20 protein-coding genes are annotated in these 17,667 nt (G+C 43.5%); 10 read left to right on the plus strand and 10 right to left on the minus strand.

The window, feature by feature from the left end:
* Positions 1 to 635 (minus strand): AMP-binding protein (locus F7C14_RS10025; protein WP_290902472.1); only part of this gene is annotated, 635 nt, incomplete at its 3' end.
* Between the two features lie 87 nt (positions 636 to 722).
* On the opposite strand from F7C14_RS10025, the gene F7C14_RS10030 reads away from it, so the two are divergent.
* Positions 723 to 1,796, plus strand: a complete 1,074-nt coding sequence (locus tag F7C14_RS10030; RefSeq protein WP_290902475.1) for an LUD domain-containing protein — start codon at positions 723 to 725, stop codon at positions 1,794 to 1,796.
* Here F7C14_RS10030 and ilvD read toward each other — a convergent pair.
* Positions 1,793 to 3,433: a dihydroxy-acid dehydratase gene (gene ilvD, locus F7C14_RS10035; RefSeq protein WP_290902477.1), complete on the minus strand. Its 1,641-nt coding sequence runs from the start codon at positions 3,431 to 3,433 to the stop codon at positions 1,793 to 1,795. The genes F7C14_RS10030 and ilvD overlap by 4 nt on opposite strands.
* Positions 3,434 to 3,463: 30 nt before the next feature.
* Positions 3,464 to 4,117, minus strand: coding sequence for an NADPH-dependent F420 reductase (gene npdG, locus F7C14_RS10040; RefSeq protein WP_290902478.1), 654 nt, complete (start codon positions 4,115 to 4,117; stop codon positions 3,464 to 3,466).
* Between the two features lie 71 nt (positions 4,118 to 4,188).
* Here npdG and F7C14_RS10045 point away from each other — a divergent pair, with 71 nt between their 5' ends.
* Both F7C14_RS10045 and F7C14_RS10050 read left to right on the plus strand, forming a co-directional pair.
* Positions 4,189 to 4,986, plus strand: a complete 798-nt coding sequence (locus F7C14_RS10045) for an amidohydrolase family protein (RefSeq protein WP_290902479.1) — start codon at positions 4,189 to 4,191, stop codon at positions 4,984 to 4,986.
* Positions 4,987 to 5,209: 223 nt separating this feature from the next.
* On the plus strand, positions 5,210 to 5,599 hold the full coding sequence (locus F7C14_RS10050; RefSeq protein WP_012966061.1) for an MgtC/SapB family protein: 390 nt from the start codon (positions 5,210 to 5,212) through the stop codon (positions 5,597 to 5,599).
* Here F7C14_RS10050 and cobB read toward each other — a convergent pair.
* The gene (cobB, locus tag F7C14_RS10055; protein ID WP_290902480.1) at positions 5,596 to 6,357 is read right to left on the minus strand and encodes an NAD-dependent protein deacetylase; all 762 of its coding nucleotides are present in this window, start codon (positions 6,355 to 6,357) and stop codon (positions 5,596 to 5,598) included. The two genes, F7C14_RS10050 and cobB, sit on opposite strands and share 4 nt — an antisense overlap.
* A 457-nt stretch (positions 6,358 to 6,814) precedes the next feature.
* Here cobB and F7C14_RS10060 point away from each other — a divergent pair, with 457 nt between their 5' ends.
* The 7 genes from F7C14_RS10060 to F7C14_RS10090 are packed head-to-tail and all read left to right on the plus strand — an operon-like array spanning position 6,815 to position 12,873.
* Complete coding sequence (locus tag F7C14_RS10060) at positions 6,815 to 7,966, plus strand: acyl-CoA dehydrogenase family protein (RefSeq protein WP_290902483.1); 1,152 nt, start codon at positions 6,815 to 6,817, stop codon at positions 7,964 to 7,966.
* Between the two features lie 29 nt (positions 7,967 to 7,995).
* Positions 7,996 to 9,702, plus strand: coding sequence for a methylmalonyl-CoA mutase family protein (locus tag F7C14_RS10065; protein WP_290902485.1), 1,707 nt, complete (start codon positions 7,996 to 7,998; stop codon positions 9,700 to 9,702).
* 19 nt (positions 9,703 to 9,721) lie between these two features.
* The gene (locus tag F7C14_RS10070) at positions 9,722 to 10,147 is read left to right on the plus strand and encodes a cobalamin B12-binding domain-containing protein (protein ID WP_290902487.1); all 426 of its coding nucleotides are present in this window, start codon (positions 9,722 to 9,724) and stop codon (positions 10,145 to 10,147) included.
* On the plus strand, positions 10,144 to 11,187 hold the full coding sequence (gene meaB, locus F7C14_RS10075; protein ID WP_290902489.1) for a methylmalonyl Co-A mutase-associated GTPase MeaB: 1,044 nt from the start codon (positions 10,144 to 10,146) through the stop codon (positions 11,185 to 11,187). The genes F7C14_RS10070 and meaB overlap by 4 nt, the downstream gene beginning before the upstream one ends.
* Positions 11,184 to 11,462 (plus strand): helix-turn-helix domain-containing protein, encoded by a 279-nt coding sequence (locus tag F7C14_RS10080; RefSeq protein WP_290902491.1) that lies wholly within the window; start codon positions 11,184 to 11,186, stop codon positions 11,460 to 11,462. The genes meaB and F7C14_RS10080 overlap by 4 nt, the downstream gene beginning before the upstream one ends.
* Positions 11,463 to 12,221 carry a nitrilase-related carbon-nitrogen hydrolase gene (locus tag F7C14_RS10085; RefSeq protein ID WP_290902493.1) on the plus strand — a complete coding sequence of 253 codons (759 nt, stop codon included), beginning with the start codon at positions 11,463 to 11,465 and terminating at the stop codon, positions 12,219 to 12,221.
* 10 nt (positions 12,222 to 12,231) lie between these two features.
* Positions 12,232 to 12,873, plus strand: a complete 642-nt coding sequence (locus F7C14_RS10090) for a ThaI family type II restriction endonuclease (protein ID WP_290902496.1) — start codon at positions 12,232 to 12,234, stop codon at positions 12,871 to 12,873.
* 1 nt (position 12,874) lies between these two features.
* On the opposite strand, the gene F7C14_RS10095 is transcribed toward F7C14_RS10090, so the two are convergent.
* The 6 genes from F7C14_RS10095 to F7C14_RS10120 all read right to left on the minus strand — a co-directional run bounded on the left by F7C14_RS10095 (position 12,875) and on the right by F7C14_RS10120 (position 17,562).
* Positions 12,875 to 13,786 carry a site-specific DNA-methyltransferase gene (locus F7C14_RS10095; protein WP_290902498.1) on the minus strand — a complete coding sequence of 304 codons (912 nt, stop codon included), beginning with the start codon at positions 13,784 to 13,786 and terminating at the stop codon, positions 12,875 to 12,877.
* A gap of 5 nt (positions 13,787 to 13,791) precedes the next feature.
* Positions 13,792 to 13,965 carry an AbrB/MazE/SpoVT family DNA-binding domain-containing protein gene (locus tag F7C14_RS10100; protein ID WP_290902500.1) on the minus strand — a complete coding sequence of 58 codons (174 nt, stop codon included), beginning with the start codon at positions 13,963 to 13,965 and terminating at the stop codon, positions 13,792 to 13,794.
* Between the two features lie 67 nt (positions 13,966 to 14,032).
* Positions 14,033 to 14,665: an SAM-dependent methyltransferase gene (locus F7C14_RS10105; RefSeq protein WP_290902502.1), complete on the minus strand. Its 633-nt coding sequence runs from the start codon at positions 14,663 to 14,665 to the stop codon at positions 14,033 to 14,035.
* A complete protein-coding gene (locus tag F7C14_RS10110) occupies positions 14,655 to 16,217 on the minus strand; it encodes an ATP-binding protein (protein WP_290902504.1) in 1,563 nt (520 codons plus the stop codon). The genes F7C14_RS10105 and F7C14_RS10110 overlap by 11 nt, the downstream gene beginning before the upstream one ends.
* On the minus strand, positions 16,214 to 16,678 hold the full coding sequence (locus tag F7C14_RS10115) for a hypothetical protein (protein ID WP_290902506.1): 465 nt from the start codon (positions 16,676 to 16,678) through the stop codon (positions 16,214 to 16,216). The genes F7C14_RS10110 and F7C14_RS10115 overlap by 4 nt, the downstream gene beginning before the upstream one ends.
* Before the next feature lie 20 nt (positions 16,679 to 16,698).
* Positions 16,699 to 17,562, minus strand: coding sequence for a DNA double-strand break repair nuclease NurA (locus F7C14_RS10120; RefSeq protein WP_290902508.1), 864 nt, complete (start codon positions 17,560 to 17,562; stop codon positions 16,699 to 16,701).
* Positions 17,563 to 17,667: the final 105 nt, after the last annotated feature.

The following is a 17,667-nucleotide window of genomic DNA, read 5'->3' on the forward strand; positions in this document are numbered from 1 at the left end:
ACTTGAATCACAAGGAGGTTATAGTGTGTGAGCATTGCTCCCTTTGGTTTGCCTGTAGTCCCTCCAGTGTACTGCAAAACGGCTAAGTCCTCCTTTGGGTTTATTTTTACTCCCGGATCCTCTGCTGGGTGCTCTTTGAGCAGCTCTGAAAACCTTCCGGAAGTAAAACCATTGAGAGCCTCGGATCTACTCGTGGATATGATCTCTTCCACTTCCGTGCTTTCTCTAACGTTTTCAACTACTTCTTTCATATCGTCGAGAGTTACTACAACCTTTGCTTTGGAGTCGGAAAGAATGTACTCTACTTCTTTCTCCTTGTACAAAGCGTTACAAGCCACAACGACTCCTCCAGAGGCGAGCGCTCCGTAGTAAGCTATGACGAATTGGGGAATATTCGGAAGGTACAAAGCCACTCTGTCTCCTTTTTTAATTCCGAACGAAAGCAGAAAATTTGCGAATTTATTCGAAAGCTCAAGAAGCTTTTCGTAAGTGTAAGGGAAGTCCTTGTAAACAACGGCGTAATTTTCTGGGAACTTTTTAGCTGAAATCTTTAGATTCTCGAAGAGGTTTCTCTCCGGATACTCAAGGCTTTTCGGAACATGTTTCGGATAGTGCTTGTACCAAGGAAACTCCATGGGGAATCACCGCTCTTATCTATAATTTTTAATGATTTAAGATTTGCGAAGGCAAATTTTTATGAAATATCACCCAACCATCGGAAAATGAAAATCGTTCGTGGAATTTCGGAGCACGGCAAGAATGTTTCGAAAGCTGTAGACGAAATTTTGAGGAATTTTCCATTTGTAAAGAGGTTCGCTGAGGAGGTTAGGGAGGCGAAGAAGAAAGTCTTGAACGATTTAGATTACTGGATGGACAAAGCGATGAAAAATCTTGAGGAAAAGAACGCTTACGTTTATTTTGCGAGGAAAGAAGAGGAGGCTAAAAGAATAGTCGGGGAAATTGTCGGAACGAACAAGCTCGTCGTAAAAGCCAAGTCGTCGGTGAGCGATGAACTATCTTTGAGGTTCTTTCTCGAAGAAAGCGGAAACGAGGTGTGGGAGACCGATTTGGGAGAATTGATAGTTCAACTTGCAGAGGACAAGCCGATGCACATCGTAGCTCCCGCCATTCATTTTTCTGAAGAGGACGCTAAGAGAGTTCTCGGAAAAATCGGAATTAGAGGAAATTCTCCAGAGGAGTTGACTTATGCGGTTAGATCTTTTATGAGGAAGAAGTTTCTTGAAGCTGATGTTGGAATTTCCGGCTGTAACGCCTTCTCGGTTGAAAGCTCAAGCGTTTTTCTCGTGGAAAACGAGGGAAACATAAGGCTCGTCTCTTCTCTACCGAAAAAATACGTTGCTATAGTTAGTTTGGAAAAAATCTTACCGGAAGACGAGCTTTGCCTAAAATCGATCCTCGTTCAGGCAGCTTTTGCTGGGGTTTTTCCTCCAGCTTACGTAAACGTGAACAAGCCCAATAAAGATCAGGAGTTCCACGTAATATTTCTCGACAACGGAAGGACTTCTGATGAGCGGTTTAGAGAAATCCTCCTCTGCGTGAAGTGCGGAAGGTGCCAGCTTGAATGTCCGATCTTTCAGCTTTTCGGTGTGAACTGGGGAGGAGTTTACGGAGGTCCTATGGGAAGAGTTTTAAGCTACCTGATAACCAAAAGAGCCGGAGAAGACGTTTTTCTCTGCACAGCATGCAAAAAATGCGATTACGTCTGTCCTATGGGTATAGAACTTTCGAAAATGGTTAGAAGAATAAAAATGGACGTGAGGAGAAGTTGGAGCTAATTCAGAGAGGTCGTTGCCCCCTCTTCAGCTGAAGTTGCGAGCTTGGAGTACTTTGCCAAGAAACCTCTATGCTTAATTTCCTTGGGCTTCCATTTCTCTCTCCTCTCTCTCAATTCCTCCTCTTCGATTTTCACGTTAAGCCTTCTGCCCGGAATGTCTATCTCAATTGGATCTCCATCTTCTATCAACGCGATCGTTCCTCCGACCAAAGCTTCCGGAGTAACGTGTCCAACAGCTGGTCCTCTCGTTGCTCCGCTGAACCTTCCGTCAGTTATCAAAGCGACTCTCTCTAATCCCATTCCGCTAATAGCTGCTGTTGGTAAAAGCATTTCCGGCATTCCCGCAGCTTTCGGACCCATGTACCTTATCACCACTACATCTCCCTCCTCGATTTTTCCTCCGAGTATTGCATCTAAAGCATCTTTCTCAGAATCGAAAACTTTCGCTTCTCCTTCAAATTTTCTCATCTCTTCTTCAACAGCCGCAGCTTTTATCACCGCCTTTCCCAAATTACCCTTAAGGATGGCTATTCCACCCTCCTTGCTCAGAGGTTTTTCCGGAGAGGCAATTATGTCTCTTCCCCTCGCAAAAGCTTTTTCGGCGATTTCGTATAGTCTCTTTCCGCTTACCGTCATCTCGTTGTGGAAGTACTCCTTCGCCTTTTTTATTATCATCGGCACCCCTCCACTTTCGTCCAAGTCTACAACCATCTCATCACTTGCCGGATCTAAAGCAACTAAGTGCGGGGTTTTTCTGCTTATCTCATCGAATTTGTCGAGTTCGATTTTTATTCCTGCCTCTTTCGCTATAGCTGGGAGATGAAGAACTGTGTTAGTCGAGCCGCCGATCATCATGTCCATCGTTATGGCGTTTTCAAAGCTCTTCTCGTTGATTATATCCAAAGGTTTTACATCCTGCTTAACCAATTCGACGACCCTCTTTCCTGCCTCCTTGGCTAATCTCAGCTTTCTTGACGAGCCGCAAGGGGAGGTGGAAGTGTAGGGCAAACTCAAACCGAGAGTTTCGGTTAATATCTGCATTGTGTTAGCTGTATAAAGCCCCTGACAGCTTCCGCAGTAAGCGGCACAATAGTTTTCGTAGAGCTTTAGCTTTTCCTCACTCAGCTCTCCAGCTTTGTACATTCCAGCTGCTTCGAAAGCGTGCTTTATCGACAGCTTTTTTTCGTTGAGCTTTTCAGGCAGCATGGGGCCAGAGGTTACAACTATGGAAGGAATGTTCAGCCTCATCACAGCCATCAGCATTCCCGGAACTATCTTATCGCAGCTTCCCACAACCACAAGCCCATCGAACTGATGAGCTTCAACCATCGCCTCAATTGAATCGGCGATAATCTCTCTCGATGGTAGGGAGTAGCTCATCCCCTTATGCCCCATCGCAATTCCGTCGCATATTCCTATCACCCCAAACTCGAAGGGTACTCCTCCTGCCGAAGCGATCCCAAGCTTTACGAACTGGGTTAGCCTATCCAAGCTCATGTGTCCCGGCACAATTGTGTTGTAGGCGTTTGCTATTCCGATGAACGGCTTTTCGAAATCGTCGTCGGTCAAACCTAAAGCCCTTAGAAGAGCTCTGTGAGCAATTCTGTCAACTCCCTTCTTTACGACATCACTTCTCATGTCTTTCAAATTCACAGACCCATTTAAAAACTAATCGAACCTCAAGCCAAGGGGTTTTAAATTGTTGATTTTTGCGAGATTTATCAGCATCGGTGTGAGCTTTTCAACGATTCTCGAATTTTTCAGCTCTCCAAAGTCTAAAGCCCGCAAACCCTCTATTTTGTTTACGACATCCATAACAACTTTTTTCGCTTTAGCATCATCTGAACAAACCAAAACGTCCCAGCTAAATTTTTCCTCCAAATTTGCAAATCTCTTAGCCGGAATGTTGTTGAAAGCAGAAACGACAAAACTTTCGGAGAGAATCGAAGCAAGTTTTTCTGCAGCCGAACTTCCATCAATTTCAACGTAATGAGCAAAACCGTTTTCGAACCGCATAGGGACGAGGGGAGAGACGACTATTTTTTCAGATAAGGCATTTTTGAGCTTTTCAGCAGTTTCGAAAGCATGTTCCCAAGGAATAGTAATTATCGAGACATCAGAAATTTTAGCAGCTTTTTCGTTTTCAACCCCGATTATTCCCCCTCCCCCGAATTTTTCGGCAACTTCGTTGTACTCTTCAGCGAGCTTTTTAGCCTTCTCCTCTTTTCTCGACCCAACAAAAACGTCAAAGCCGGCGAGATTGAGCCTTATCGCGAGTCCTTTTCCCAAGTTTCCAGTGCCTCCCAGTATCGAAATTTTCATGGAGGCAGAAAAGCTTGAGGAATTAAAACGTTAACGGAATATTTTTATCTCCTCTCAAAGTCTCCAAGCTGATGATCGTGGATTTCCACGTTCACGTTTACGAAAAACCTTGGCACCCTTGGGTTATGGAATACCTCAAAAAAATGAACCCCAGTTTTGATTTCGAGATGAGCAAAGAAAATCTGCTTAAAATCTTGGATGATGCTGGAGTGAATTACGCTGTCATTCTCGCCGAAGACGCTCCGGCGGTGACTGGAGTTGTAACGAATGAGTTTGTGGCTAAATTTTGCGAGGGTGAAGAGAGGCTGATTCCCTTCGCTTCTCTAAATCCGAAGACTTCTACCGTTGAAGACTTGGAAAAAGCTTACGAGCTTGGATGCAGGGGTTTAAAGCTTCTGCCATCTTACATGTTTTTCTATCCCAACGACGGAGAGATCTACAAATTCTACGAGAAAGCAGCGGAATTGAAGATGCCGGTAATGTTTCACACCGGCACATCCGTCTTCAAAAACGTGAGGCAAAAATATGCGGATCCGATTTATTTGGATGACGTAGCAACGGACTTCCCGGACTTAAAAATAATTTTAGCTCACTCCGGGAGAGGAATGTGGTACGAGAAGGCTTTCATGCTTGCGAGGATTCACGAGAACGTTTATCTCGAAATTTCCGGCTTGCCTCCTAAGAGATTGCTCTATTACTTTCCGAGGATAGAGGAAGTGGAGGACAAGGTGATTTTCGGCAGCGACTTTCCCGGAGCTAACATAAAGGAGAACATAAGAATTATAAGATCTCTTCCAATAGGTAGGAGAGTTAAAGAGAAGATTTTGGGAGTCAACGCAGCTAAAATTCTCGGATTGAAAAATAAGTAGGTCTATTATCGAAGCTCAATTACAACTCTCCGAGAACTCATTTTCGCAGTCGTTATGGCATTGAAGCGATAAACGATCGAAGTTTTGAACGAGGTTAAGTTTCAGCTGACAATCGCGGAGTTCGTATGGGCTCTTTTTGAAAAACCGTAAGTTGCTAAATTAAGAGTGCTTCACTCCAGAATGTGAAGCCAATCTTTTTATGTTTTTTGTAAAAATATCATCCATGGAGGAAATTCAAGCTTTGATTTTAGCCACGATTTTCGGAGGAATCGTCGGCTACGAGAGGATGAAGGTTCACAAACCGGCGGGACTGAGAACGCACATGCTCGTAGCTCTTGGCTCTTGCTTATTCATGATAATCTCAACGAAATTCTTTGGAGACCCGGCAAGAATAGCAAGTGGCGTCGTCTCCGGAATAGGATTCATCGGAGCAGGTACGATAATTGCTGAAAGGAGAGAAACAACTAAGATTGTCGGAATAACGACAGCAGCAAGTTTGTGGGTTACCGCGGCGATAGGCATGAGCGTGGGGATGGGTGAGTATGGGATTGCTGCAATAACGACGCTGCTAACCTTCCTGATTCTTCAGCTTAAGAGAGTTGAAAAGGATTAAATTAGAGTTTTAACTCTCTTTACGATTTCCGGCATTATCTCTCCGGCTTTTCCTCTTATCACAACATCGAAAATATGGTCTTTTATAGTAGGCTCCAGATTTACTATTATCAGCTTAGCCCCGTGCTCCTTAGCTATTACAGGTAAATACGCTGCCGGATATACCACAAGCGAAGATCCGACGACTATGAACACGTCAGCCTTCCTGCTTTCCTCCATCGCCTCGCTTAAAACGTTCGAAGGTAACGGCTCTCCGAAGAAGACGACTCTTGGTTTCAAGTAGATTGAGCCGCACTCACATCTGATTTTGTCTATCTCTCCTCTCTCCAGAAATTTCTCTATCTCTTCCCACTTGTAGGTTTTTCCGCAGTCTAAGCAGTCTACGTACTGCATTGAGCCGTGCAATTCGAGAACTCTTTTACTTCCGGCTCTTTGATGGAGCATGTCGATATTTTGGGTTATGACAGCTTTAACGAGCCCCATCTTTTCCAGTTCGGCTATCGCATAATGAGCTGGATTTGGCTGAGCTTTAACCTTGACTATCAGCTCCCTCGAAAATTCCCAGAACTTCCTCGGGTTTCTTCTGAATCCGTAAATCGAAGCAACCTCGTCCGGATCCCATCTTCTCCACAAACCGTCATTTCCTCTGAAAGTTGGAATTCCGCTTTCAGCCGAAACTCCGGCTCCGGTGAAGACAACACCATGCTTCGCTTTTGCAATGATCTTCGCAGCCTTTTCAATTTCGTCGAAGCTTTCCATGTGCTAACTTTCGAAGAAACTCTATTTATAATTTCATTTATTGCGGTTTTGTGGTGCTGCATCGTTAAGAATAGAATGCCTAACGAGCTGTTTGAGATTCAATTTTAAGAAACTAAAATTAGATTACGTGCACATGGCGTTCAAAAAAATTCGAAGATTTGCGAGGTTATTTATTACTCTGTAAAATCGAGGGAAGCAACAGCGCGCAGGGAGATGAGATATATTTCGCGTAATGAGTGAGCGTAATTGATCACCAACGTGTTCGCTTCCAGTATTTTTTACTGAATACCCTTAACGTGCTCTGGAGGTCTTTATATAATGCTCTTTATGGACTACGTATCGAATTATTATCTTTTCGAGCGAAGCTAAAACTCTCCTTCTGCAATTATTTTAAATTGAAAAACTATTAGAAAACGATTTAAATCACGTCTAATCATGGATTTATGAGGTGTTTTAAATGGATTTCGAACTCACGCAAGAGCAAAAGGATATTCAAAGAGCAGCAAGAGAGTTCGCTCAGGCGGAATTCACTCCGGAAAGGGGAAGAGAGTACGACGAAAAGGAAGAATTCCCTTTTGATCTCTGGAAAAAGGCTTGCGAGCTTGGTTTTATAGGCGTGCACTTCCCGGAAGAATACGGCGGAGCCGGAATGGGGTACTTGGAAAACACCCTTATAGCTGAAGAATTCTGCAGGGCTGACAGCACCATTGGAAGTGCGATAATCCTTTCGGACTTCTCCTCGGAAGTGATAATGAAGTTCGGAAGCGAGGAACAGAAAGAAGAAGTTCTTCCGAAGGTGGCGAGTGGAAAAGCTATAACAGCCGGCTGCTACACTGAGCCGGAGGCTGGAAGCGATCTAACTGCTATAAGAACTAAAGCGGAAAAAGATGGAGATGAATGGGTAATAAACGGTACGAAGACATTCATAACCAACGCTCCCATAGCTGACTACTTCGTTGTTTTGGCTGTAACAGATCCGAACGCCCAGCCGAGGTATCGTGGATTTACGACGTTTCTTGTCAGAAAGAATGCTGAAGGTTTGAAGATAAATAAGATAACAGGGAAATTCGGAATTAGGAGTTCTCCTACAGCCGAAGTTAGTTTTAAAGATGTTAGGGTTAGCGAGGAAGATATCATCGGTCAGCTAAATCGTGGATTTTATCAGGTTCTCGAATTCTTCGACGGGAGCAGAATTGAAATAGCCGCACAGGCTTTGGGAATAGCTCAGGGTGCTTTGGACAAAACGATCAGCTACGTAAAGCAGAGAAAACAGTTTGGTCAACCTATAGGAGCTTTTCAGGCTTTGCAGCATAGAATAGCTGACATGGCCGCTCAACTCGAAGCTTGCAGGCTTTTGGTTTACAAAGCCGCTTGGAAGTACGATAGAGGAGAAATCGATCCGGCTTTAACGAGCATGGCTAAGTACTACGCTGGAAAGCTTGCCGTTAGGATTTGCGACGAAGCCATTCAGATGCACGGTGGATACGGCTACATATCTGAATACGACGTTGAGAGATTTTACAGAGACGCCAAGATTACGGAGATCTACGAGGGAACGAAGGAGATTCAGCTTAACACAATTGCGAAAGGTTTATTGGGTAAGCTGTAGAGTTTAAAAAGTTAAACGGGGTGAAGCTGATGGAAGATGAATTGAAGAAGAAGGAAATTGAAAGAGTTAGAAAGAAGAGGGAGGAGTGGGAAAAAAGCTGCTTACAGCCGTTTTTGGAGAAAGCTGGGGAGAGAGATTATCCTTTTGAGACGCTTTCTGGAATTGAAGTTAAGAGGGTTTACGATCCTGAAGATATAGCTCACATTGACTTCGTAAGGGACATAGGTTATCCGGGAGAGTATCCGTTCACAAGAGGAGTTTATCCTACAATGTATCGAGGAAGGCTCTGGACGATGAGGCAGTTCTCTGGATTCGGCACTGCTGAAGACACGAACAGAAGGTGGAAGATGCTTTTAAAAGAAGGGCAAACTGGATTGAGCACAGCTTTCGACTTCCCGACTTTGATGGGGTTAGACAGCGACGACCCGCTTGCTGATGGGGAGGTTGGTAAGGTTGGGGTTGCTGTAGACACGCTTAAAGACTTCGAGATCCTTTTCGACGGAATTCCGCTGGATAAGATCTCCACATCCTTCACGATAAACCCGCCGGCTGCGATAATCTTGGCTATGTACACGGCTATAGGCGACATGCAAGGAGTTCCGAGAGAACAATTGAGAGGGACGATTCAGAACGATATGCTTAAGGAGTTCCACGCCCAGAACACGATAGTTCTTCCTCCGGAGCCTTCAGTGAAGATAATCGTGGACATATTCGAGTGGGGAGTTGAGAACGTTCCGAAGTTCAACCTGATAAGCATTTCCGGATACCACATAAGAGAGGCTGGATCTACGGCAGTGCAAGAATTGGCTTTCACGATAGCAGACGGAATGGCTTACGTTGAGGCAGCGATGGAAAGGGGAATTGACGTTGACAGATTAGCTCCTCAGCTGAGCTTCTTCTTCAACGCTCACAACAACTTCTTCGAGGAAATTGCAAAGTTCAGAGCTGCGAGAAGAATGTGGGCTAAGATAATGAGGGAGGAGTTCGGAGCAAAGAATCCGAGGTCTTGGTGGATGAAGTTCCACGTTCAAACAGCAGGCTGCACTTTAACGGCTCAGCAGCCGCTAAATAACATAGTCAGAGTAACGATCCAAGCTATGGCGGCAGTTTTAGGAGGCTGCCAGAGTCTACATACAAACAGCTTCGACGAGGCATGGGCTTTGCCGAGCGAGGAGGCGGTGAGAGTTGCTTTAAGAACTCAGCAGATAATTGCTTACGAAAGCGGAATTCCCGACACGATTGATCCTCTTGCCGGAAGCTACTACGTCGAGTGGCTCACAGATAAGATGGAGAAACTCGCTTGGAAGTACATAGAGCAGATAAGGAAGATGGGAGAGGGAAGCGTTTTGCAGGGTGTTCTGAAGGGAATTGAAAACGGATTCTTCGTTAAGGAGATAAGCAATGCTGCTGCCAAGTATCAGAGGGAAGTTGAGGAGGGAAGAAGAATAATCGTCGGAGTGAACAAGTTCACGATAAAGGAGAAGCTCAAAATCCCGATCCTTAAAGTCGATCCTGAAGTCCAGAGAAAGCAGATAGAGAGGTTAAAGAAGGTCAAGGCTGAAAGAGACAACGATGCGGTAAAGGAAGCCTTAGAGTGGTTGAGAAACGCTGCTGAGAACGATGAAAACGTTATGCCTCCGATTCTTGAGGCTGTGAAGAACTACGCTACCGTTGGAGAAATAATGGGAGTTCTCAAAGAAGTTTACGGAACCTACAGAAAGCCGATAATAATCTAAATTTTTTTGAGGTGGTGCTATGGAGAGGCCGATAAAGGTTCTCGTCGCTAAGGTCGGATTGGACGGGCATGACAGAGGAGCTAAGGTTGTTGCAAGGTTTTTGAGGGATGCTGGCTTCGAAGTGGTTTACACGGGCTTGCACAGAACCCCCCAGGAAGTCGCTATGGCAGCGGTCCAAGAGGATGTGGATGTCGTCGGCATTTCGATTCACAGCGGTGCTCACAAGGAATTGGTGCCAAAGGTCATAAAGTACATAAGGGAGTTCGGCGGAAATCCGGAGGAGATGGTAATACTTGTTGGAGGGATAATTCCTGAGGACGATTTTGAAGAGCTGAAAAAGGCTGGAGTTGATGGAATTTTCATTCCCGGAACGCCGATTCAAGAGATAATCGATTTTATAAAGAAAGCTGTTGCGGAGAAAAGGAAAGCGGTGGCTAAAAAATGAACGTTGACGAGATTGTCGATGGGATTTTGAACAAGAACAGACGTGCATTGGCGAGAGCGATAACCTACGTGGAGAACGAGTATCCGGAGGGAAAGGAGATACTGAAAAGAATATACTATCGTACAGGCAAGGCTCATGTTGTCGGGATTACTGGCTTTCCCGGAGTTGGTAAATCAACAACCGTTAGCAAGCTGACTCAGGAGTTCAGAAAGAGGGGAAAGACTGTTGGTATAGTTGCCGTCGATCCGGGCTCGCCTTTCACCGGAGGAGCTTTACTCGGAGACAGGCTGAGACTTGACGGCTTAGACGTTAACAATCCGTTGTGGCTCGACGAGGGGGTCTTCTTCAGAAGCATGAGTTCGAGGGGTAGAGCTGGTGGAATCGCTGCTAAAACCGGAGATGTTGTTAGATTGATGGATGCCTTCGGCTTCGATGTAATTTTTGTCGAAACCGTCGGAGCTGGACAAAGCGAAGTCGATATAATTGAAGTCGCAGATACAAGCATAGTCATTTTAATGCCCGAGATGGGGGACGATATTCAGATAAACAAGGCTGGAATCCTTGAAATCGGAGATATCTACGTTGTGAACAAAGCCGATTTGGGAGGGGCTGAGAAAACCGTAAAGTGGCTTAAATCGATGATCATGATGGATCAGGAGGCTATAGAAATTTTGTCGAAAACTACTCACGCTGATGAGGCGGCTGTTGAAAGTGGAGAAATATTCGAGAGGATGAAAAGATCGAAAGACTGGGTTCCGCCTGTTTTGACTACTGTCGCAGACAGAGGAGAGGGAATTAGAGAATTAGCTGATGCAATAGAGCAGCATTTCGATTATCTGAAGAGGAGCGGAAAGCTTGAGGAAAGGAGAATAAGAAGGCTGAGCAGAGAAGTTTTCGATCTGATAATGGACGAAATAAAGATGCTGCTTTCGAAGAACGATGTTGTAAACTACAGGGAGATAATTCAGAAGGTCGTTAGAGGGGAATTAGATCCACATACAGCAGCTGAAATGGTTGTCGAAAAGCTGATAAAGCTATGAAGGAGAGCTGGAGCGAATTTAGCGGAAGCGTCGAGAAGAGCAGGGAATACCACAAGAGGTACCACATAGCGGTGAACAATAAGCTGAGGAGAAAAATACTAAAGCTGATAAAAGAAGGGAAGAGCTACGAGGAAATTTTGAAGGAGCTTGGAATTAGCAAAGAAGACTTTGAATACCATCTAAAAATTCTTGAGTGGGGATTTTGCATAGTAAGGAGAGGAGATAGGCTTGAGCTGACGAAGGAAGGGGAGGTTGTGGAGTACATCGGTGATTGAATGATTGTAGCTATCGGGCAGCAGAGGATTGTTGAGGATGCAGACGTTAACAAGATGAAGGCTTTGAGCTTGGTGAAGAGAGCTATTCAGCACGAGGCGAAAATTGTTGTTCTACCTGAAGCTTCTAACACCGGATTATTCCCGGAGAATTTCGCCAAAGCTAAAAGTTTGGAAGAGGAGCTTGACATGATTCTAAAGCTTTCAGAAAGAAAGGATATTCTTATAATTGCCGGAGTTATAGAGAAGAGCGAAGGAAAACTCTTCAATTCTGTTGCTTTAATTTATAGAGGGGAGGTTGTAGGCAAGTACAGCAAAATTTTGCTTTTCCCACTAAATGAAGAGAGAAAGTACCTCTCAGCCGGAAGAGAGTTGAAGGTTTTTGAAACGGATTTCGGAAAAATAGGAATCCTCATCTGCTACGAAATCAGGTTTCCGGAGCTGGCAAGAAAACTAATGAAAATGGGAGCTGAGATAATTGCCGTTCCAGCCGAATTCCCTGCTGAAAGAATCGAACACTGGAGGACTTTATTGAAAGCGAGGGCAATAGAGAATCAACTTTACGTCTTAGGTGCGAATTGCGTTTCTCCAGACGGCTTTTACGGAGGAAATTCGATGATAGTTGATCCCATGGGAAACGTTGTAAATGAAGCCGGAAATCTGCAAGAAATCATAATAGGTGAAATTAATCTCGAAGAAGTTAGAAAAGTCAGAGAAGAGTATCCCTTTTTGAAAGATCTTAAGGTAGTCTCTAAGTTTTAGGTGGTAATATATGGCAAAATACAGAACGGATCCCTTAATCCAACTTTTTAAAAGTAACCTAGCGGTTCTTAGTTTACTTGGGAGATTGTGGGAGATACTATACATTGAAGGTAGCACGCCAGATATCGGGAAAAGAAGGGAGCACATCATACGAGTAATGTTAGAGGAAGAATTTGGTCTCAGAGTTATCGAAGCACCACCAATGGAGAGAGAATGGGATTTTTCTATAATGATTGAAGGTGAAGAGAGAAAATACAGTCTAAAAACTACTGGGAAAATTACTACTATAAAGGTAGCATGGAACGGTTTTCCTTCAATAGAAAGAGCAAGAAAATTTAATTTTAAATATCCGATACTTTATGTTACCGGAAATAGAGAAAATAGAGAAATTTCTATTTATGTTTTTGAAATCAGCGATATAGAAGAACTGAGAAGAGAAATGAAAGATGATATGTGGTGGATACCAAAAAGTGGAACCAATCCAAGAGGATTTGGACTCAATACTAACGCTGTTAGAAATTTAATTAAAAAAGCTAAAGAAAAAGGTAATTTCGTAACAACCAACTATCGGCGTGTTGACACAGATGCTATTAGAGAAAAATACTGGAAAATCTGGTATAACGCATTAAAGCGATTGGCTTTGGAAGATTAGATTATGTAAAGTATTCTGTAAGTTTCTTTGTAGATTTTATCTCCTTTATTCTCTGCTTAGCCAACTCAACGTATTTTTCTTCGATATCTATACCTACAAAATGCCTTCCAGTCTTTAATGCAGCAACGCATGTTGTGCCAGAGCCTACGAAAGGATCTAAAACGACATCTCCTTTAAACGTGAAAAGCTGTATGCATCTGTAGGGCAATTCTTCCGGGAAAGGTGCTGGATGACCAACTTTTTTTGCCGATTCCGGAGGAAATCTCCAAACACTCTTGGTAAACTCTAAAAACTCCTCTCTTGTGATCGTGTCTTCTTTGTTTCTCTTTTCTCTTTTGAAGCTACCCTTTGATAGGACAATAATATATTCGTGCTGGTCTCTTAACACGGGGTTTGCAGCCGATTGCCACGTTCCCCAAGCTGTCGACGCTCCGCTAACGGCATCTCCTTTATCCCATATGATTTCTCCTCTGAAGAGAAACCCAATTTTTTCGAATCTTTCTATCAGATAGGCATGGAGAGGGATGTACGGTTTTCTACCCAGATTAGCCACGTTAAAACAAACACGACCTCCCCAGACGAGCACCCTGTAAACCTCTCTCATAACCTCCTCAATAAAATCAAGGTATTCTCCCAATGTTAAATCTTCATCGTACTCCTTTCCCACGTTGTATGGTGGAGACGTGACCATTAGATGAATACAATTTTTAGGGAACTCTTTTAGAACATCACGAGCATCTCCAAGAATTATTTCATCTAAGAACTCTGCTGGAAGGGGGTTTTCGATAAGATCTTCTTGTGTTGGTTTTGGTAGGTTGTTGCTCTTGTACAATTTTCTGGAGTAGAAAGGAGTTGAGTCGTGGCTTACCCTTCCCGGAACACCAAAACTGCTTGTTCGGGTTTTTTTACTCATAGTCTTCACACCTTTAATGGTTTTACAACTATTATAAGTTCTCCGTTTTCTGCTCTGATTTCCCATTCCAATTTATCTCCTTCCGAGAGATTGAATTGTCTGACTATACCTATCGGTACAGTTGTTCTTAGTGATCTACTTTTTGATGTAGCTCTCGTTAGTACTGTTATTTCACTCATCCTACCCACCTTAACTCAATATTAGGTAAATTTATTTGTAAACTTTTCGACCAAAATTTTTACCAACTTATTCACCACTTGCCCTTCTCAATACGATATAGTACTCTTTTCTGTCTTTAGCCTTTTCAACAGCTTCGATTTTGAACATCTCTGGAAAATTTGGCAGGCTTTCCTTCGAAACAAACAAAATTCTTCCATTCTCCTTAAGTTTCCCTACGAATCTCATCAATGCTTTTAAAGCATCTTCCGGCTCAAGAGTGAGATCGCAGAGGATTACATCAACTTCTTCGATTTTTGACGTATCAAATTTGAAAGCATCGTCTATGAAAACCTTGACGTTCTTCCTATCTTTTTCGATCTCTCTCAGCGCATCTTCAAACTCTTCGCTGTACTCTATTCCGTAGACGAGCTTAGCTTTTTCGCTTGCGTAGAGTAAAAAACCTCCGGCACTGCTTCCGAGATCTAAAACAACGTCTCCTTCTTTTATAATTCCGTACTTCTCGTCAAGCTCCTTCAGCTTGTAATATCCTCTTGGCTTTCCTCCTTCGATCACTTCAATTTTTTCCGTTCCCTTAACTTGGAAAGCTGGTTTTGTAATAACCTTTCCGTCAACTCTTACAAACCCTCTTTTTATTGCCTCCTTGGCTTGATTCCTCGATTTGAAGTAGCCGGATTTTTTCAAAAATTCGTCAAGTCTCATCCCAGAAAAGTTTAACCCTCTCCACCTTTTTAATTCCCCTCTCCTCTCTGTAGTTTCTCATCCAATCTATCCACTCTTTTGGAGCGTCTTTACTCACTCCTCCGTGGGAAGTCAGCCTCTCCCTGACTCTTATTAAAACCGGAGCATTTAAAGCAACTCCGCTCACCAACGCCTGTCCTTTCGTTAATCCGGGAAGCTCCTCTATCATATCTTTCCCTATGCTTTCAACACTCTTTCTTATGTACTCCTGATCCGCCGGATTGATTATTCTCATGACTATTTGCGTCATGCACTGGCTTAAAATGTCCGAGTCTATTTTTGCCGGCCTTTGGCTTATCAAACAAACGCCAACACCGAATTTTCTTCCCTCACTCAGTATCGTTCTTAGAACTCTGTAACTCCTTGCTTCTTTAGAAGCGAAGCGATGAGCCTCTTCAATTATGATGAAAACCGGATATTCGAGCTTTTCTCCTTTTAAACCTTTTTCGGCGTTAATTCTCGCGTTCAGAATCCTCTTCAGAAGAACGCTGACAAGGGTTTCCTGTTCTCTGTCTCCAAGCTCCGTAAGCTGAAGAACGCTTGCCTGACCGGGTTTTAAAAGCTCTTTAAGTTCTATGTGTCTGTTGTCATCAATAATTTCGAAATTCTTTATGTACCTCATTATTCTCCATTCGAGGGCTTTTGCCGTAAGTTTATCTCCCTCTCCAGCAGCCTCGTATATCTTTTCTATAAGCTCTGAGGATGTGAAGTAGCTGCCTTCAAGGTTTCTGTAAACTCTGTTAAGCAAAGCCTCTTGCTTGTCAGTAAGATCGGGAAGTAAATTTACAAGCTCTTCGTATTCAAGCTCGGAGAGCCTTATCTTTATCTCGTCCTTATCGTAAATTCTTACCCTCGCTCTGTAATTGTCGGAGGAGAACTCCTTCAGCCCCTCTATCTCTTTTAGAGTGTGGTACTCTCCGTGGGGGTCAAAGATGAGTAAAGCTGCGGAGTTGTAGGGTTTTAGAAGCTCCTCAGCAAGAACTCCGGCTAAATAGCTCTTTCCGCTTCCGGTGGAAGCCAAAATGCACATGTGCTCGCTTGTTAGCAAAGCAGCATCCAAAACGACGGGAATATCTTCTTCTCTGTTCAGCAGATAGCCTATGTGAATCGAACCGATTTCCCCAACCTTCTTTCTGAAAAGGGAGTTCTCCAGAACTTCTCTTTCAGCCAGATAAATCTTTTGCCCAGCCTTCGGCTGAATTCTCGGATTCACGAATCCGAGCTTTTCATCGAAGTATCCCATTATCGCTGCCTTGACTTCGTAAAGCTCGAATTCGGGATTTTCAACTCCAAGAATTCTCAAAATTCTCTCCGGCTCTATCTCCGGATTTGAGAGATAGAGAGTGGGGTAGAGCCTTACCGGAGACCTTTTCACGACTCTGCATATAACCTTCTTATCTCCAAGCAAGTAGTAAACGAACTCTCCACTTTTGACTTTGCTACTGTCGGGAGTTATGAAGGTGAACTCATGAGGAGACTCAGCCGGTCCTTTTACCAAACCTATGGCTTTCAAACGTCAACCCTCCTTATTCTACTGAATTCCAAACCGGCTTTTATTATCCTCAAAACGTCCCTCTCTTCGGGAAACAGGCTTTCGAGTTTTTTTATCACATCTATCGCAACTTTCGGGTATTTCGCCACAAGTTCCGGAATGTAGGGCATGTACAAGTCTCCGTTCTTCCAGTGAACTTCTCTTATTCTTTCATCTTCAGCAATCTCAACCTTTTCCCCAACACTAACTCTTCCCTCTGAGAGCAAAAAGCACTTAGCGTAATTTTTAGGCTCCGCAAGATCTGGAAGGAACTCCTTTACCTCTTCAATATCGAATCTGCTCATATATTTCACGATCTCAGGATCTTCGCAGTAAACTTCGACGACAACAGCTATTTCATTCCCAACCCTAACGAATTCGCCAATATTTAATTCTCCTTCAACTTCGAACTCCTTTGAATTCAGAACTCTGACGACTCTCATTCGCTATAGCCTCTTCGTTGCTAAATTTTACCTTTTCCTTTCAACTTGCTGACGAACTTGTACGAGAGCATTTTTGCTCCAACAGCCTTAACGAACTCCTCTTTCTCCCTTTCGGATATTGTGGCGTACTTGTGCACTCTCTCAAGGATGTAAGGGTAGCCGGAGGTTGAAGAAATGAGGCATTCAGCCAGAATTACTTTTAAAACTTCCTCTATTCTATCCTCAAGCCAAGCCGGCATCTCTATTTTTGCCGGGAAGGTGGGGTTAACCTTAAAATACGTTATTAAAAGATCTCCCCTCTTTATCGGTTCTACGAATTCGAACATTGAAAGATAACTTCTAAGAACGTAGGAATCGTATGTGTTTTGAAAAAGCTCCCTTGAATAACTCCTGTCAACGTAAGCAATTACCGGCGTCTCATTTTCTTCGCTCAGTTTTATTAGCTCTTCGAACTCTTTCAGATAAGCTCTTCTGAGCTTTTCGCTCATTTCGGATGCGAAAAAGAAGGAAAAACTGCCGTCGTAGAAGGCGTAAACGTCTTCACTCATCACTTCTTTCAGCATTTCGACCTCAAGCTTGAACCTTTCAAGCTCCAAGTTCGACTCGTGAGCTATTCCGCTCTTATATTTCAAATCGTACTTCCCCTTCCCATGCTCCACAACGAGCCTTGCAGCTTGAACTCCACCGAAAGGTAAACCAAAGTCCTTCAGCGGAGAAATCTGACTTCCGTCAACGCCAGCAACCTTTAATCCTCTCAAAAATGATTTGAGATCTTCTACGAAAATTCTTCTCTTCTCCAAATCGGGAATCTCGGAAATTTCGGTTTTTCTGTAGAATTCTCTAATTTTCGCCACGTTTTCTATTAACTTCCCTTCGAATCTCATACGACTGACACTCCGTTCTCCTTCCTAACCCTAATCACGTTTTCCACTATCTCTTCAAAAGTGTCGTCATGAGTTATCACGAAAATTTGCCGGAATCCTTTTATG

Origin of the sequence: Ferroglobus sp. (assembly GCF_015521575.1) — an archaeon.
Taxonomy (GTDB): domain Archaea; phylum Halobacteriota; class Archaeoglobi; order Archaeoglobales; family Archaeoglobaceae; genus Ferroglobus.

What these genes read in the sequence shown, in the direction of transcription:
- ilvD (WP_290902477.1), bottom strand. Translation starts at nt 3,433, where the DNA reads ATGAGAAGTGATGTCGTAAAGAAGGGAGTTGACAGAATTGCTCACAGA.
- F7C14_RS10085 (WP_290902493.1), top strand. Translation starts at nt 11,463, where the DNA reads ATGATTGTAGCTATCGGGCAGCAGAGGATTGTTGAGGATGCAGACGTT.
- F7C14_RS10050 (WP_012966061.1), top strand. Translation starts at nt 5,210, where the DNA reads ATGGAGGAAATTCAAGCTTTGATTTTAGCCACGATTTTCGGAGGAATC.
- F7C14_RS10060 (WP_290902483.1), top strand. Translation starts at nt 6,815, where the DNA reads ATGGATTTCGAACTCACGCAAGAGCAAAAGGATATTCAAAGAGCAGCA.
- F7C14_RS10095 (WP_290902498.1), bottom strand. Translation starts at nt 13,786, where the DNA reads ATGAGTAAAAAAACCCGAACAAGCAGTTTTGGTGTTCCGGGAAGGGTA.
- F7C14_RS10105 (WP_290902502.1), bottom strand. Translation starts at nt 14,665, where the DNA reads ATGAGACTTGACGAATTTTTGAAAAAATCCGGCTACTTCAAATCGAGG.
- F7C14_RS10090 (WP_290902496.1), top strand. Translation starts at nt 12,232, where the DNA reads ATGGCAAAATACAGAACGGATCCCTTAATCCAACTTTTTAAAAGTAAC.
- F7C14_RS10100 (WP_290902500.1), bottom strand. Translation starts at nt 13,965, where the DNA reads ATGAGTGAAATAACAGTACTAACGAGAGCTACATCAAAAAGTAGATCA.
- npdG (WP_290902478.1), bottom strand. Translation starts at nt 4,117, where the DNA reads ATGAAAATTTCGATACTGGGAGGCACTGGAAACTTGGGAAAAGGACTC.
- F7C14_RS10045 (WP_290902479.1), top strand. Translation starts at nt 4,189, where the DNA reads ATGATCGTGGATTTCCACGTTCACGTTTACGAAAAACCTTGGCACCCT.
- cobB (WP_290902480.1), bottom strand. Translation starts at nt 6,357, where the DNA reads ATGGAAAGCTTCGACGAAATTGAAAAGGCTGCGAAGATCATTGCAAAA.
- F7C14_RS10070 (WP_290902487.1), top strand. Translation starts at nt 9,722, where the DNA reads ATGGAGAGGCCGATAAAGGTTCTCGTCGCTAAGGTCGGATTGGACGGG.
- F7C14_RS10120 (WP_290902508.1), bottom strand. Translation starts at nt 17,562, where the DNA reads ATGAGATTCGAAGGGAAGTTAATAGAAAACGTGGCGAAAATTAGAGAA.
- F7C14_RS10115 (WP_290902506.1), bottom strand. Translation starts at nt 16,678, where the DNA reads ATGAGAGTCGTCAGAGTTCTGAATTCAAAGGAGTTCGAAGTTGAAGGA.
- F7C14_RS10065 (WP_290902485.1), top strand. Translation starts at nt 7,996, where the DNA reads ATGGAAGATGAATTGAAGAAGAAGGAAATTGAAAGAGTTAGAAAGAAG.
- F7C14_RS10030 (WP_290902475.1), top strand. Translation starts at nt 723, where the DNA reads ATGAAAATCGTTCGTGGAATTTCGGAGCACGGCAAGAATGTTTCGAAA.
- F7C14_RS10080 (WP_290902491.1), top strand. Translation starts at nt 11,184, where the DNA reads ATGAAGGAGAGCTGGAGCGAATTTAGCGGAAGCGTCGAGAAGAGCAGG.
- meaB (WP_290902489.1), top strand. Translation starts at nt 10,144, where the DNA reads ATGAACGTTGACGAGATTGTCGATGGGATTTTGAACAAGAACAGACGT.